This window comes from Longimicrobiaceae bacterium (assembly GCA_035936415.1).
Lineage (GTDB): Bacteria > Gemmatimonadota > Gemmatimonadetes > Longimicrobiales > Longimicrobiaceae > JAFAYN01.
This window is the reverse complement of record DASYWD010000181.1, coordinates 1-14952: the sequence shown is the minus strand read 5'-3', so window position 1 is coordinate 14952 and position 14952 is coordinate 1. Positions and strand designations below refer to the sequence as shown.

General features: G+C 69.3%; 12 protein-coding genes. 5 read left to right on the top strand and 7 right to left on the bottom strand.

Features of this window, described 5'->3' with window-relative positions; translation table 11 throughout:
• Window positions 1-187: 187 nt before the first annotated feature.
• Both VGR37_07205 and VGR37_07200 read right to left on the bottom strand, forming a co-directional pair.
• Complete coding sequence (locus tag VGR37_07205; GenBank protein ID HEV2147173.1) at window positions 188-2245, bottom strand: thioredoxin domain-containing protein; 2058 nt, start codon at window positions 2243-2245, stop codon at window positions 188-190.
• A gap of 829 nt (window positions 2246-3074) precedes the next feature.
• Window positions 3075-4073 (bottom strand): hypothetical protein, encoded by a 999-nt coding sequence (locus tag VGR37_07200; GenBank protein HEV2147172.1) that lies wholly within the window; start codon window positions 4071-4073, stop codon window positions 3075-3077.
• 268 nt (window positions 4074-4341) lie between these two features.
• On the opposite strand from VGR37_07200, the gene VGR37_07195 reads away from it, so the two are divergent.
• The 3 genes from VGR37_07195 to VGR37_07185 all read left to right on the top strand — a co-directional run bounded on the left by VGR37_07195 (window position 4342) and on the right by VGR37_07185 (window position 7275).
• Window positions 4342-5844: an RNase adapter RapZ gene (locus VGR37_07195; GenBank protein ID HEV2147171.1), complete on the top strand. Its 1503-nt coding sequence runs from the start codon at window positions 4342-4344 to the stop codon at window positions 5842-5844.
• Window positions 5841-6587: a sugar phosphate nucleotidyltransferase gene (locus VGR37_07190; protein ID HEV2147170.1), complete on the top strand. Its 747-nt coding sequence runs from the start codon at window positions 5841-5843 to the stop codon at window positions 6585-6587. The genes VGR37_07195 and VGR37_07190 overlap by 4 nt, the downstream gene beginning before the upstream one ends.
• Window positions 6588-6669: 82 nt before the next feature.
• Complete coding sequence (locus VGR37_07185) at window positions 6670-7275, top strand: hypothetical protein (GenBank protein ID HEV2147169.1); 606 nt, start codon at window positions 6670-6672, stop codon at window positions 7273-7275.
• 75 nt (window positions 7276-7350) lie between these two features.
• Here VGR37_07185 and VGR37_07180 read toward each other — a convergent pair whose 3' ends face one another.
• The 5 genes from VGR37_07180 to coxB all read right to left on the bottom strand — a co-directional run bounded on the left by VGR37_07180 (window position 7351) and on the right by coxB (window position 12547).
• The gene (locus tag VGR37_07180) at window positions 7351-8244 is read right to left on the bottom strand and encodes a cytochrome c oxidase assembly protein (GenBank protein ID HEV2147168.1); all 894 of its coding nucleotides are present in this window, start codon (window positions 8242-8244) and stop codon (window positions 7351-7353) included.
• Window positions 8245-8283: 39 nt separating this feature from the next.
• Complete coding sequence (locus tag VGR37_07175; GenBank protein ID HEV2147167.1) at window positions 8284-8634, bottom strand: cytochrome C oxidase subunit IV family protein; 351 nt, start codon at window positions 8632-8634, stop codon at window positions 8284-8286.
• A gap of 8 nt (window positions 8635-8642) precedes the next feature.
• Window positions 8643-9284 (bottom strand): cytochrome c oxidase subunit 3, encoded by a 642-nt coding sequence (locus tag VGR37_07170; protein ID HEV2147166.1) that lies wholly within the window; start codon window positions 9282-9284, stop codon window positions 8643-8645.
• 70 nt (window positions 9285-9354) lie between these two features.
• Window positions 9355-11247 carry a cytochrome c oxidase subunit I gene (gene ctaD / locus VGR37_07165; protein ID HEV2147165.1) on the bottom strand — a complete coding sequence of 631 codons (1893 nt, stop codon included), beginning with the start codon at window positions 11245-11247 and terminating at the stop codon, window positions 9355-9357.
• Between the two features lie 181 nt (window positions 11248-11428).
• Window positions 11429-12547, bottom strand: coding sequence for a cytochrome c oxidase subunit II (gene coxB / locus VGR37_07160; protein HEV2147164.1), 1119 nt, complete (start codon window positions 12545-12547; stop codon window positions 11429-11431).
• 293 nt (window positions 12548-12840) lie between these two features.
• Here coxB and VGR37_07155 point away from each other — a divergent pair, with 293 nt between their 5' ends.
• Both VGR37_07155 and VGR37_07150 read left to right on the top strand, forming a co-directional pair.
• Window positions 12841-14772, top strand: a complete 1932-nt coding sequence (locus tag VGR37_07155) for an ABC transporter ATP-binding protein (protein HEV2147163.1) — start codon at window positions 12841-12843, stop codon at window positions 14770-14772.
• Window positions 14773-14789: 17 nt separating this feature from the next.
• Window positions 14790-14921 (top strand): hypothetical protein, encoded by a 132-nt coding sequence (locus VGR37_07150; GenBank protein HEV2147162.1) that lies wholly within the window; start codon window positions 14790-14792, stop codon window positions 14919-14921.
• The last annotated feature ends 31 nt before the right edge of the window (window positions 14922-14952 follow it).

The window sequence follows — 14952 nt, the reverse complement described above, 5'->3', positions numbered from 1 at the left end:
GCGGTGGGCGACCCCGCGGGGGCGGGCGTGGAGGCGGCGGGGGCACAGGCGCCCGCCACGGCCGCGGCGAGCGCCAGGGCGGACGGGGGGAGTCGGAAGGGCATGCGGGGCTCCTCTGCGGCGTGGGCGTGGCGTCGGCACAGTTTCGTTCCCGCCGGTCGGCAGGGCAAGGGCGGCCGGGGCGGGCCTATTCCGGCGCGTCCAGCTGTTCGGCCAGCTCATCCGGGCTCGTGACCGGGCGGCGGCAGGCGTAGCGCTCGCAGACGTACGCCGCGGCCCGTCCTTCCACAAGGCTCCTCCCCCGCAGCAGCGGGACCTGCTCGTCGCCGTCGGCGGGCGCGTCCGGGTCGCGGAGCGCGAGCACGGCGTTGGGGAGGTAGCGGAGCCGGAGGACGTCGAGCAGCGCCTCGGTGTCCAGCTCCCCGGCGCGCCCGACGACCACCACCTCGCGCGGGACGGCGAGGTGGAAGTCCAGTGCGGCCAGGAGCTGCCCGAAGCCCTGCGGGACGCGCGCCGTCATTTCCGCCATCCCCTCCAGCACCCGCGCGGCGACGCGCGCGTAGCGGGGCTCGCCCGTGAGCGTCCCCAGCCGCAGGAGCATGGCGACCGCGGCGGAGTTGCCGGAGGGGGTCGCGTTGTCGAAGGCGTCGCGGGGGCGCACCACCAGGGCCTCCGCGTCCGTGGCGGTGTCGTAGAAGACGCCCTCCTCCTCGTCCCAGAAGCGCTCCAACACGTCGTCGGCCAGCTCGCGCGCGGCGGCCACGCGGCGCACCTCGCCGGTGGCGGCGTACAGCGCCAGCAGCGCGTCGGCGAGGAGGGCGTGGTCCTCCAGGAAGGCGCCGATCTTGGCGCGGCCCTCCTTCCAGGTGCGCAGGAGGCGCCCCTCCGGGCGCAGCTCGCGGAGGAGGAAGTCGGCGCTGGCGTCGGCGACCTCCAGGTACTCCGCGCGGCCCAGGATCCGCCCGGCCTCGGCGAAGGTGTGGAGCATCATCGCGTTCCAGGCGGTGAGCACCTTGTCGTCGCGCCCCGGCCACACGCGCCCGGCGCGCGCCTCGTAGAGCACTTCGCGTCCGCGCGCCAGCGCCCGTTCCAGCCGCTCCACGGAGACGCCGGCCTCCGCGGCCACCTCCTCGGCGCTCCGGTCCACGTGGAGGATGTTCGTCCCCTCGAAGTTCCCCTTCTCCGTGACGTCGTAGTAGGCGCGGAAGAGCGAGCCGTCCTCCGGGCCCAGCAGGGCGTCCACCTCGTCCGGCGTCCAGACGTAGAACTTCCCCTCCTCCCCCTCGCTGTCGGCGTCCTGCGCCGAGTAGAAGCCCCCTTCCGGGGAGCGCATCTCCCGCTCGACGTACTGGAGCACCTCCTCGACCACGCGCCGGTACTCGGCGTCGCCGGTGGCCTGCCAGGCGTACAGGTAGACGCGGGCGAGGAGGGCGTTGTCGTAGAGCATCTTCTCGAAGTGGGGGACCAGCCAGCGCGCGTCCACGCTGTAGCGGTGGAAGCCGCCCCCCACCTGATCGTACATCCCCCCCGCGGCCATGCCGCGCAGGGTGTGCTCGGCCATGCGCAGCGCCTCCGGGCTCCCGGTGCGCTTCCAGTGCCGGAGCACGAACTCCAGGACCATGGGCTGCGGGAACTTGGGCGCCCCTCCGAAGCCGCCGTGCCGCGCGTCGAAGCGCCCGGCGAGCGCGTGGAAGGCGCGGTCCAGAACGGACGCGTCCACCGCGCCCCGCGGGGCGCGCACGGACATCCCGTCGCGGAGGAGGCCGTGCAGCTCGGCCGCGCTGCGCTCCACGTCGTCGCGGCGCTCCCGGTACGCCTCCATCACGGCCAGCATCACCTGGCGAAAGGAGGGCATCCCGTGGCGCGGCTCGGGGGGGTAGTAGGTGCCGCCGTAGAAGGGGACGCCCTCGGGGGTGAGGAACATGGTCATCGGCCAGCCGCCGTGCCCGGTCATCTGCTGCACGGCGGTCATGTAGATGGAATCGATGTCCGGCCGCTCCTCGCGGTCCACCTTGACGTTGACGAAGTGCTCGTTCATCACCGCGGCGGTCGCCGGGTCCTCGAACGACTCGTGCTCCATCACGTGGCACCAGTGGCAGGCGGAGTATCCAACGGAAAGGAGGATGGGGCGGTCCTCGGCGCGGGCGCGCTCCAGCGCCTCCGGCCCCCACGGGTACCAGTCCACCGGATTGTCCCGGTGCTGCAGCAGGTACGGGCTGGTCTCGCTGGCGAGTCGGTTCGGCATGGCGGGGCGCGTCCGGGTGAGCGGTGAGCTCTGAGCGAGCGGCAAGCCGTGTACCGTGGGCCGGGTGGAGGCCGAACCGGTACCCCGAATGAACGGAGCCGCCCCGTGGGTACCCGGGACGGCTCGTTGGCGCGGTGTGCCGCGGCCGCAGGCGGGCGCGAGCTCACCAGGAGCAGGTGATGCTGGTGGTGGATATCCGCTCCCCCCGGATCGTCAGAGTGAGAATTACGATCCCCCACTCAACCAGCGCGTGACAACCCTGTAGGTACCGTTCGGATTCGTGTCCAGAAAGTACCTGTAGATCGAGATATCCGGCGTACGGCATCGGTCCGACGTAGGAGGGGCTGGACACGGTGTATGCAGCACTACATCGACAGCCGCCGTCGCGGGAACCGCTGCGTTATCGGGGATAGCTTCGAGAGCCCGGTCGAGAGGCACGCCTGGAGTACCTTCATCGGGGAGCACCTTGACCCTCTGACCTTCCGCAAGATCAATCACCTCACCGAAGCCGACGGAAATATGTCTGCCGTGAGGCAGTTCACAGTCTTTGGACCTCAGTGACTCCGGGCACGATATGTTGATTCTGTTCGAAGTGGCAAGGCGTTGTAGCATCTCGGTTGGGTGCGTCTTATTTACTTGCCCCGAGACTCCGGCGTACACGTTCCTACGGATCACGACTGGTACTTCCATACCCATGGGAGCATTCGCCAGCACGTGCTCTAAGACGGGGCTGTACACTGCTACGGGGTCGGTAGCCGTGTCCGCCACAGCACCGACCTGCAGCGATACCGACGCTACGAAAAGCGCGATCACCATGGTTAGGCCCTCCTCACGACTGTGAACAGTACTTGGCGGTCTTGTCCATATTTCGCGTCACCCCGTCCGGTCCGACGATGAGATCACCATGTGACTTGCCCATTCCGTGCAGAGCCTCATGAGCAATCGTCCATGCATTGAAACCCCTAGGATCGGTCCACAGGTGCATCACAGGTACTTTCTCAATCCCCGTTGGGTTCACGTATCTCCAACCCCAGTCACCTACCATCAGCACACCATCCTGCCGAACCTCGTTGCTCCATATTTCAAGGCCATTGTCTAGCATCGCCAGGGCCATGGTTCTGATCTCCCCGCATATACCGTCAGTTCGGATCTTGTTAGCATGGGTTTTAGCCACCGTTACAGTATCGGCGTTCGCAGGTCTCTTGTCGCAGTTGCCAGAAGTAGCTCCATGGCAGTCGACAAGCTCGTCGTCAGCGATGGGTTCTCCGGCCGGAGTGTCATTAGCGTCCCCCCCGCCCGTATGCCCACCCCCGCTGATCGGGGCCGGCGGCTCGTCATTGCACTCCACCCTGCAGCCTCCCGGAGGCTCAGGATTGGGATCGCCTACGACGGTGCACCCCCCCGTCGGGTCCGGCGAGCAGTAGCTGTCGCCCGCCACGGTAACCTCCTCCCCCGGACGCCCTCCGCCCACCGGCAGGCCCGAGCGGAGAGGCACTCCGACGCGCCGGTTCATCTCCTCCACTGCAGGGACCGTGCGCGGGATGACGCAATCCGCCACGGCCACGAGCTGCCCGTCCTTTCCGTAGCCCCGGTACCGATAGCGTGTGACGGCTCCATCCGGCGCGAGCGTGGCCCGCGGAAAGCCGAGCGGGAGGTGCTGCGCCCGGTTCGCACCCGGCGTGAGGCGCTGGGTGACGCAGTAGAATGGAGAGGAGGCGCTCTGATTGAGCGCGAGAGGCGCGGCTGCATCGTCGGGCCGGGCGGTGGGTCCGGTGGTGGTGTCCTGGCAGGCGGCTGCGAGCAGCGCGAGCGCGAGGACGGCGAGCATCTGGGTCGACCGGCGGCCGGTTCCCGCTCTGCGGTGGGGCTGATGAGGCATGGTGGTGGCAGACAGGGTGGACGGGAGGTGTATCGCGATGCAGCTCATTGCGATACGAAGCCTGTCTGAAACTATGTCTTAGCGGTGGAGCCGTGTCAACCCGCGGCCGGCAGGCGGCACCCGTTCGGCTCCTGGGTTTCCGTCGCGGCATCGGGGTTGCTGGGTTATCTTTTTCGGTTACCCGTTGGACAACACCCCGTTACGTGAGCAGCGTCCCGTGCAGCAGATCCTCAGTCGTCTCTTCGAGCAGCGCTTCGGCAAGCCGCCGGCCTCCGTCCTTCCGCTGGAGGGAGACGGGTCCAGCCGCTCCATGTACCGCGTCATCGGCGACCGGTACGAAACGTCCATCGGGGTGGTGGGGCCGGACCGGGAGGAGAACCGCGCCTTCATCTCGTATTCGCGCGGCTTCCGCTCGGTGGGGCTCCCGGTTCCCGAGATCTACGGCGTGGACGAGGAGGCGGGCGTGTACCTGGAGGAGGACCTGGGGGACACCACGCTCTTCGACGGGCTCTCCCTCGCCCGCGAGGAGGAGGGGGGCGACTTCCCGGCCTCCATGGTGCCCGTCTACAAGCGGGTGGTGGAGATCCTCCCCCGCTTCCAGGTGGAGGGCGGAAAGGCGGTGGACTACTCCGTGGCGTACCCTCGCGCGGCGTTCGACCGCCAGTCCATCCTGTGGGACCTGAACTACTTCAAGTACCACTTCCTGAAGCTGGCGCACATCCCGTTCAACGAGGCGCGGCTGGAGAAGGACTTCAAGCGGCTGACCACCTTCCTCCTGGGGGCGGACACCCGCCACTTCCTGTACCGCGACTTCCAGTCGCGCAACATCATGCTGCGCGACGGGGAGCCCTGGTTCATCGACTACCAGGGCGGCCGGCGGGGGGCGCTGCAGTACGACGTCGCCTCGCTCCTCTTCGACCCCAAGGCCGCCATCCCGGAATCGCTCCGCGACGAGCTGCTGGAGCACTACCTGGACTCGCTGGAGCGGTACCTTCCCGTGGACCGCGAGCAGTTCCGGCAGCACTTCCGGGGCTACGTGTTCGTGCGGATCATGCAGGCGATGGGGGCGTACGGCTACCGCGGCTTCTTCGAGCGCAAGCCGCGCTTCCTGGCGAGCGTCCCGCCCGCGATCCGCAACGTGGAGCGGTTGATGGAGACCGGGTTCCTCCCCATCGAGGTCCCCGAGCTGCGCGCCGTGTTCGAGCGCATCGTCGCGTCGAAGACGCTGCGGAAGACGCCCGTGGAGGTGCCGCCCGGGCTCACCGTGCAGCTGGGGAGCTTCAGCTACAAGAACGGCTACCCGGAGGACGCGGGCGGCCACGGCGGCGGCTTCGTCTTCGACTGCCGCGCGCTCCACAACCCCGGGCGCTACGCCGAGTACGCCGGGCTCTGCGGGTGCGACGAGCCGGTGGCGAAGTTCCTGGAGGAGGTCCCGGAGGTGGAGGAGTTCTGGACCCACGTCCGCGGGATCGTGGACAACCAGGTGCAGACCTACCTGACCCGCGGCTTCACCTCGCTCAGCGTGCACTTCGGGTGCACGGGGGGACAGCACCGCTCGGTGTACTTCGCCGAGCGCCTGGCGAAGCACCTGCGGGAAGAGTTCCCGGAGGTGAACGTCGTGCTGACGCACCGCGAGGAGGGGCGCTGGCCCGCGCGGGCCAACCCGGAGCTGGCGGCCGCGGCGGCCCGGCCGGCGGTGGAGACGCAGGTCCCCGGGTGAGCGTGGACGCCGTGCTCTTCGCGGCCGGGCTGGGGACGCGCCTGCGGCCGCTGACGGACCGGATTCCCAAGGCGCTGGTGGAGGTGGGCGGCGTCCCCATGCTGGAGCGGGTGGCCCGCCGGGTGATCGAGGCGGGTGCGGACCGCCTGGTGATCAACGTCCACCACCTGGGCGAGCAGATCGAGCGCTACGTGGCCGAGCGCGACGGGTGGGGCGTGGAGGCGCTCGTCTCCCGCGAGGAGGGACCGGGGCCGCTGGAGACCGGGGGCGGGCTGCTGCACGCGGCCCCCCTGCTGCGCCGCGACGCGCCCTTCTTCATCCACAACGCGGACGTCGTGACCGACCTGCCGCTGCGGGAGATGTACGGCGCGCACCTGGAGCAGGGCGCGCTCGCCACCCTGGCGGTGATGGACCGCCCCACCTCGCGCAAGCTCCTCTTCGACGACCGGGGGCTCCTGGGCCGGACCGACGTGCGGAAGGGGCTGGACCTCCGCGTCCGCCCGGCCGAGGGCCCGGTGCGTGCCCTGGCCTTCGCCGGGGTGCACGTGGTCTCCCCGGACCTCTTCCCGCTCGTCACCGAGCGCGGCACCTTCTCCATCCTGGACCCGTACGTCCGCCTCTCGGGCGAGGGGGCGCGGATCCTCCCCTTCCGCGTGGACGGCTCGCTGTGGCTGGACATCGGCCGGCACGAGCAGCTGGAGGAGGCCAACCGCCGGCTCGCGGGGATGGCGCCCGCCGGCTGATCCGGGCCGTCCCTGGAATGCTCCTTGCCGAAGGCGTAGGCCTCGACAAAAGGTCTACGCCACAGGCAGAACGGAGCCACGAATGAGACGGAACCCCCTGCTCGTACTCACCCTGGCGGTGGCGGCGGGCGCGTGCACCATGGAGCGGCCGTCGCCGGACGACAACCCGGACCTCCGGTACGAGTCGGCGAAGACCTCCGCGCCCGACATGCAGGACGTCACCCGGGCCGCCGACGAGCCCGGCGCGGGGAGCGACCCGGCATACCAGACGCCCGCGCCGACGCCGCCGGTGGCGGTCCCCGACGACCGGGGGGGGCTCACGGCCACGGGGCGCTTCCTCCCTGTCAACCAGTACCCGATCAACGCCTCGGTTACGGTCTCGAACGCGGGGACCACGGGGACGCTGGTGTCGGTCGCCATCTACGACGCCGGTCCGAGCCCCGCCTTCAAGGCAAGCATCAACCGGGGTCCGTGCGGCAACACCGGCCCGGAGGTCGCGCCGCTGGACATGCGCTTCCAGGTCGGCGCGAGCAACGTCGGGGCGGCTTCGGACACGGTGCCCATCCCCGCGACCACGGTGATGAACGGGCAGCACGTGGTGGTGCTCAAGCCGGGGAACGCGGGCCCGGCCACGCCGCCCATCGCCTGCGCCCCCATCCCCGCGAACCAGGCGCAGGTCCGCCCGTAGCGCTGGGACAGGCCGGCAAAACGACGGCGCCCCCACCGGGAGATTCCGGTGGGGGCGCCGTTCTGCGTATGAACCCTAGTGGTTCGGGAATGGCGGCGGGGCGATGACCAGGCCGCTCCGGGTCACGCGCGGGCGCTCCGGCGAGGGCTCGTCCTCCGCCACCTCGCGGTGCGTCCAGCGGAAGTACACCACCGTGATGGCCACCCAGATGGTCAGCGCCCCCGGGACCCACATGATCAGACCGCCCAGGCGCTGGTCGTCCAGCGCCGAGAGGGGGAAGATCCGCGGCGCCTCCACGTACCAGGTGTACAGCTCGACCCGGGAGAAGGTGATCAGCGCCGCCGTCACCATCATGGGGATCCCCAGGACGAACAGGTACATCATCTGGAGCGGCGGCGCGATGCGGGGGAGCTCCGGGAGCGGGCTCATGACCGGCCACCACATGATCGTCCCCGTCACCATGATCATCAGGTGCATCGCCACGTGCACGCCGTGGTCGCGCATCATCAGGTCGTACGGGCCGGGGAAGTGCCAGGCCAGGAAGATGACGTTGTTGAGCGCGAAGGCCACCAGGGGGAAGGTGAGCAGCCGCGCCACCTTACCGATCGCCCGCACGTTCACCGCCGGGCGCAGCATCCAGTCCGGGATGGCGTACAGCAGGAACGGCGGCATCACCAGGATCAGCACCAGGTGCTGCACCATGTGCGCGCTGAACAGGAAGTAGTCGCTCAGCTCGTGCAGCGGGCCCTGGAGGGCCAGGAAGATGATCGCCATGGCGAGCACGAAGCTCGCCACCTTCCGCGGCGGGACGGGGCGGGCTCCGGGGAAGCGGCGGCGCAGGGGCCCGATCAGCAGGAAGTACGCGGCGAAGAGGAGGAGCCACCCGACCATGAAGTCCGAGTAGACCCTCCACTCCGTCCACGCGAACGACTCCTGGTGGAGCAGGAAGAGCGTCGAGAACGACCACATACCGCGTACCTCTCCGCCTGCGTGCCGGGAAGGGGACGTCTAGGAGACGTGCCCCTGCTCCAGCAGCGCCGGCAACACGTGGAACAGCATGTAGAGCGAGACGATCACGAGGGTGCCCAGCAGCGCCGGGAAGATGAAGATCCCCGTGAAGAGCTTGCTGTCGAACTTCAGGTGCATGTAGAACATCACCACCAGGATGAACTTGGCGGCGGACAGCACCCCGATGATGAGCGCGGCGGTGCCGGCCGCGAACACCTCGTTCACCTCGCCCAGGTAGCCCAGCACCTCCAGGAAGGTGAGGAGGAAGAGCGCCACCCCGATCCAGAAGTAGACCTTGTTGCTCGGGTGCGTGTGCTGGTCGTGGATGACCTCTCGCTGCTCGCTTGTCATCGGGCCGCTCACTTGATGAGGTAGACGAGGGGGAAGATCACGATCCAGATCACGTCCACGAAGTGCCAGTACAGGCCGGCGATCTCCACGTTCAGCGCCTTGTGCGGGGGGATCTTCCCGCGGTAGGAGAGGAAAGCCAGCGTGATCAGGTAGAGCACTCCGACCGTGACGTGCGCGCCGTGGAAGCCGGTCAGCAGGTAGAAGCTGGACGCGAACAGGTTGGTCCCGAGCTCCAGCCCCTCGTGGTAGAAGTGCGTGAACTCGTAGACCTGGGCCCCCAGGAAGAGCGAGCCGCCGAAGGCGGTCGCCAGGAGCCATCCCACCGAGCCCTTGCGGTTGCCGCGCTGGGTGTAGTTCAGGGCGAACACCATGAACACCGAGCTCATCAGCAGCACGAAGGTGCTGACGGTGGTGAGCGGGATGTTCAGGATCCCCTCGACGGCCGTTCCGTCGGGGAGCACGGTGTCGTGCGGGTAGGGCCCGGTGAGGCTCTTCCCCTTGTACGCCATGTAGGTCCCGATCAGCGACCCGAAGAGCAGGCACTCGGAGCCGATGAAGCCCCAGAACGCCATCTTCCGGCTGTCGAGCCCCGTGCTGGTGTCGATGTGCGCGGGGTGCGCCGCGTGCGCCATCGCGTGTGCGTGATCCATGAAGTTCAGTCGAAGCGTAGGTTCCGGGTGGTCGGGGACGGGCGGCCTCCCGCCCGTCCCCCGTCCCCTCTCAGTGTCCGTGGCCCGGCTCGAAGGCCCACTGGTAGATGGAGTAGATGGTCAGCACCAGCCCCGCGATGGACACGTACCACAGGTTGTACCAGGCGCTCTCCGGGCTGGCCTGGCGGAAGATCAGCATCCCGAAGGTCACCGTGATCCCGAAGGCCAGCACGACGGGCCAGTAGGACGGCGGCGGGAGGTGGATCCCCAGGTCGTGCGCGGACATCTTGCTCTCGTCGTCCGGGTACTCCAGCTCGGCCACCTGCGCCCCGCCGATGGTGATCTGCTCGGTGTCCTCGTCCTTGCGGCCGTGCGGGATCCCCGCCTCCTTGGTGGGGTCGCCCTCCCAGAGCGGCATGCGGGAGCGGACCACCGGGAGCTCGCGGAAGTTGTACTCCGGCGGCGGGGAGGGGATGCTCCACTCCAGCGTCGCGGCGCCCCAGGGGTTCGGCCCGGCGAGCTTCCCCTTCTTCCAGGCGGTGAAGAGGTTGTACGTGAAGACCAGCGTTCCCAGCCCGATGATCATGGACCCGATGCTGGCGAGCATGTTCATCCCGTCGAAGCCCAGCCCCTCGGAGTAGGTGAAGATGCGGCGCGGCATCCCGTACAGCCCGAGGTAGTGCATCGGGAAGAAAGTCAGGTTCATCCCGATGAAGGTCAGCCAGAAGTGCACCTGCCCGAGACGCTCGTCCAGCAGGCGGCCGAAGACCTTGGGGTACCAGTAGTACATCCCCGACCAGAGTCCCAGCACCGTCCCCCCGAAGAAGACGTAGTGCAGGTGCGCGACCACGAAGTAGGTGTCCGTCTGCTGCAGGTCGGCCGGGGCGGCGGAGTGCATCACCCCGGAGATCCCGCCGACGGTGAACATCGCGATGAAGGCGATGGAGAAGAGCATGGCGGTGGTGAAGCGGATGGCGCCGCCCCACATGGTCCCCAGCCAGTTGAAGATCTTGATCCCGGTGGGGATCGCGATCAGCATGGTCGCCAGCGCGAAGAAGGTGTCCGCGATCGGTCCGAGCCCCACGGCGAACATGTGGTGGCTCCACACGCCCCACCCCAGCCAGCCGATCAGGATCCCCGAGAACACCATCACGTTGTAGCCGAAGAGCGGCTTGCGCGAGAAGGTGGGGAGCACCTCGGAGACCATCCCCATGATGGGGAGGATGAGGATGTACACCTCGGGGTGCCCGAACATCCAGAACAGGTGCTGCCAGAGGAGCGGGTCGGCGCCGGACCGCAGGGAGTCGTAGAACACCGTCCCGAACAGGCGGTCGAACATGAGCTGCGTGGACGCGATGGTGAACACCGCGAGCGCGGTCACGATCAGCACGTTGGTGACCAGCACCATCCAGGTGAAGATCGGCATCCGCATGAGCCGCATCCCCGGAGCGCGCAGGTTGATGATCGTGACGATGAAGTTCAGCGACGCGATGATCGACGACATCCCCACGATCTGCAGGCCCAGGACGTAGAAGTCCATGTTCAGCCCGGGATTGTACGTCTCGGTCGTGACCGGCGGGTAGGCGAACCACCCGCCGTTGGGCGCCTGCGACCCCATCCCCGGCACCAGCGCCAGCAGGAAGGAGATGTTCAGGTAGATGGCGCCGAACAGGTAGATCCAGAACGACAGCGCGTTCAGGCGCGGGAACGCCACGTCGCGCGCGCCGATCTGCAGCGGGACCAGGAAGTTGAAGAACGCGGCGGTGAGCGGCATGAGCGCCAGGAACACCATGGTGACCGCGTGCGTCGTGAACAGCTGGTTGTACATGTCCGCGCTGAGGAACTCGTTCCCCGGCACGGCGAGCTGCACGCGGACCAGCAGCGCCTCGAGCCCCCCCACGAGAAAGAAGATGAAGGAGGCGATGCCGTACATGATGCCGATCCGCTTGTGATCGACGGTCATGATCCAGCTCCGGAGCCCCGTGTTTTCCTTGTGCGCGGCTACGTGGGGGGGGGTAGCCACCGTTGTGGTCGATGCCATTCCTACTCCATCGGGTTGCGGCGCGGCCCGCCGTGCCTCACGGCGGTGCTCCCGGGCGCCTGTCCACGAAACGCGGCCCCGCCGTTCGCGCGGGGCGCCCTGGTCACTGCAGGCTCTGCAGGTACGCGACGATGTACCTGATCTCCTCGTCCTTGAGGCCCAGGTTCGGCATCTTGGACCCCGGCTTGATGGCCGGGGGGTTCCGGAGCCAGGCGGCGAGGTTCTCGGCGTTGTTCTCCAGGATCCCCGCGGCCAGGGTGCGGCGCCGCCCGAAGTGGGTCAGGTTCGGGCCCAGCCGGCCCACCATGTTGGTCCCCTGGATGACGTGGCACCCGGCGCACGTCCCCTGGGTGGTGAGCTGCTTGCCCAGCGCGATGGCCGAGTCGCGCGGCGTCACGGGGGTGAGGTCGCGCGCGGGCTGGTACTCGTTGCGGAGCCACTCCCGGAAGCTGTCCGGGGTGTGGGCCACCAGCCGCATCTTCATCAGGGCGTGCGAGTCGCCGCAGAACTCGGCGCAGGCGCCCAGGTACACGCCCGGCTCGCGCGGGGTGAAGCTGATGTAGTTGATCTTGTTGTTGATCAGGTCGCGCTTCCCGCCCATCTGGGGGACCCAGAAGGAGTGGAGCACGTCGCCGGCGGTCATGCGGAGCAGCACGGGCGTCCCCACGGGGACGTGGATCTCGTTGGCGGTGTAGACCGTGTCCCGGCCGCCGTTGATGGGGTAGCGGAACTCCCACCACCACTGCCACCCGACGACGTCCACCGTGAGCGCGGTCCCCTCCTCCGGCATGCGCTGCGTGGCGAAGATGGTCTGCACGGTGGGGATTGCGATGATCGCCAGGATCACCGCGGGGATCAGCGTCCAGGCCAGCTCCAGGCGGGTGTTGCCGTGGGTCTGCTCGGGCTCCGGCATCCCGGGCTGGTAGCGGAACCGGTAGCAGATGTAGCCGATGAGCGCGAACACGATCAGCCCGACGGCCACCCCCAGGTAGGTCGTCAGGTTCTGGAGCTCCAGGAGCTGGTCCGCGTACTCGGAGCGGGGATCGTAGATCGTCTGCGGGTACTTCTCGATGTTGCCCCCGTCGCACCCCGCGAGGAGGAGCAGCGGGAGCGCCCACAGCGAGCTGCGTCCCGGGCGCGACGCGGCGGTCCGGTCCGGAGTCCCGGACGCCGGCAGCGAGTCGGTCCGCCGGTGTCCGGAGGGGTTCGCGCGTGACTTCATGGTGATGAGGCTCTCGGCGTTCAGAATGGGCGCTCGATGGTGTGCGGACGGCGGGGCGGCGTACGCAAGAAACGAGCGGCCCCGCCGGAACGCGCGCATAATAGCCCGCGCCAGGGGGCGCCGCCAGACCCGCTGCGGCGCCCCCGCGGGCGCGGAAGCTGAGTCGGCACGGTGGAATGTAGCGGGGCCTCCCTGCCTCGTCTGTAGGGGGCCGCCCCACAGCCCCGTAGGGGTTTTAGCCCGCCCCCGGCCCGCCACTACCGGCGCCCGCGGGAGCCGGGTACCATTGTGGGATGGCGAGCACGCGGATGCACACCGGCCGGCGGAGCCCTCCCCGCGCGGGAGGCGGCCCCTCGTGGGGGGACCGCATCCGCGCCGTGCGCAACGTCCCGCCGTTCCTGCGGATGGTGTGGGGCACCCACCGTGGCTACACGCTGGGGATCGCGGCGCTGCGCCTGGTGCGGGCCTTCGTCCCCATCGCCACGCTGTGGGTGGGGAAGACCATCGTGGACACGGTGGTGGAGGCCACGCGCACCGGGGTCCCGGACTGGAGGCAGCTGACGGAGCTGGTGCTGCTGGAGTTCGCCATCGTGGCGCTGGGGGAGGTCGCGGCGCGTACGGGGACGCTGCTGGAGTCGCTGCTAGGGGACCTGTTCTCCAACCGGATGAGCGTCCGCCTGATGGAGCACGCGGCCACGCTGGACCTGGAGCACTTCGAGGACCCCCGCTTCTACGACCGGCTGGAGCGCGCCCGCCGCCAGACGGTGGGGCGCATCGCCCTGCTGAGCCAGCTCTTCGGGCTGGCCCAGGACGTGGTGACGCTGCTCACCCTGGTGGGGACGCTGCTCGCCTTCTCCCCCCTCCTCTTCGCCCTGCTGGTGCTGGCGGTGATCCCCTCCTTCGTGGGGGAGACGCACTTCGCCGCGCTGGGGTACTCGCTGCTCTACCAGTGGACGCCGGAGCGGCGGAAGCTGGACTACTACCGCCTGGTGGCGGCCTCGGACAAGACGGCCAAGGAGATCAAGCTCTTCGGCCTCTCTCCCTGGCTGATCCGCGAGTACCGCGAGCTGGCGGACCGCTTCTACGACGCCAACCGGAAGCTCGCCGTCCGCCGCAACCTGGCGAGCACCGGCCTGTCGCTGGTCTCCACGCTGGGGTACTACGCGGCGTTCGGCACCATCGTGTACCGCACCGTGCTGGGGATCCTCACGCTGGGCGACCTGACGCTCCTGGCCGGGGCCTTCTCCCGCTCGCGCGACCTGATCCAGCGGATGCTCCTGGCGACGAGCGACCTGTACGAGCAGGCCCTCTACCTGGACGACCTGTTCGTCTTCCTGGGGATGCGGCCGCGGATCGCACGCCCGGAGGCGCCGCTCCCGGTGCCGGTGCCGGCCCGCGATGGGTTCGAGTTCCGGGACGTCTGGTTCCGGTACCCGGCGGCGAAGGAAGAGGGGACGGCCGGCAGCGGCGATGGGGATGGCCGGGGCCCGCCGCCTCCCGACGATCCGTCGTGGGTGCTGCGGGGGGTGTCGTTCCGCATCCGGCCGGGGGAGCGGGTGGCGCTGGTGGGGGAGAACGGGGCGGGGAAGACCACCGTCACCAAGCTGATCGTCCGCCTGTACGAGCCCGACCGCGGGGAGATCCTGCTGGACGGGGAGCCGCTCTCGGCCTACGACCCGGAGGAGCTGCACCGGCAGGTGGGCGTCATCTTCCAGGACTTCGTGCGCTACGACATGCGCGCGGAGGAGAACATCGCGGTGGGGCGGATCGCCGCGCTGATGGACGATCCCGCCGCGGCGACGGCGCGGGTGGAGGATGCGGCGGGGCGCTCGCTGGCGGCGGAGGTGATCGAGGCGCTCCCGGAGCGCTACCGCACCATGCTGGGGCGCCGCTTCGAGGGCGGAGTGGACCTGTCCGGCGGCCAGTGGCAGAAGGTGGCGCTGGGCCGCGCCTACATGCGCGACGCGCAGCTCCTCATCCTGGACGAGCCCACCGCGGCGCTGGACGCGCGGGCGGAGTACGAGGTGTTCCGCCGCTTCGCGGACCTCACCGAGGGGAAGATGGCGATCCTGATCTCACACCGCTTCTCAACGGTGCGCATGGCCGACCGGATCGTGGTGCTGGAGCACGGGCGCGTGCTGGAGGAGGGGACGCACGAGGAGCTGCTGCGGCTGGAGGGGCGCTACGCGGAGCTGTTCGGCCTGCAGGCGGCGGGGTACCGGTGAGGGGCGCCCGCAGGACGATGCTGGTGGCGGCCGGCGCCTTCGGCCTGCTCGCGGTCGGCGCGGGGATCCTGGGCTTCGAGGGCGCGGCGGGGGCGCTGGGGGCGGCGATGCTGGTGTGTATCCTCCTCGCTCCCTGGGCCACGCGCTGAGCGGCCACGGGGGGGGGGGGGGGGGGGGGGG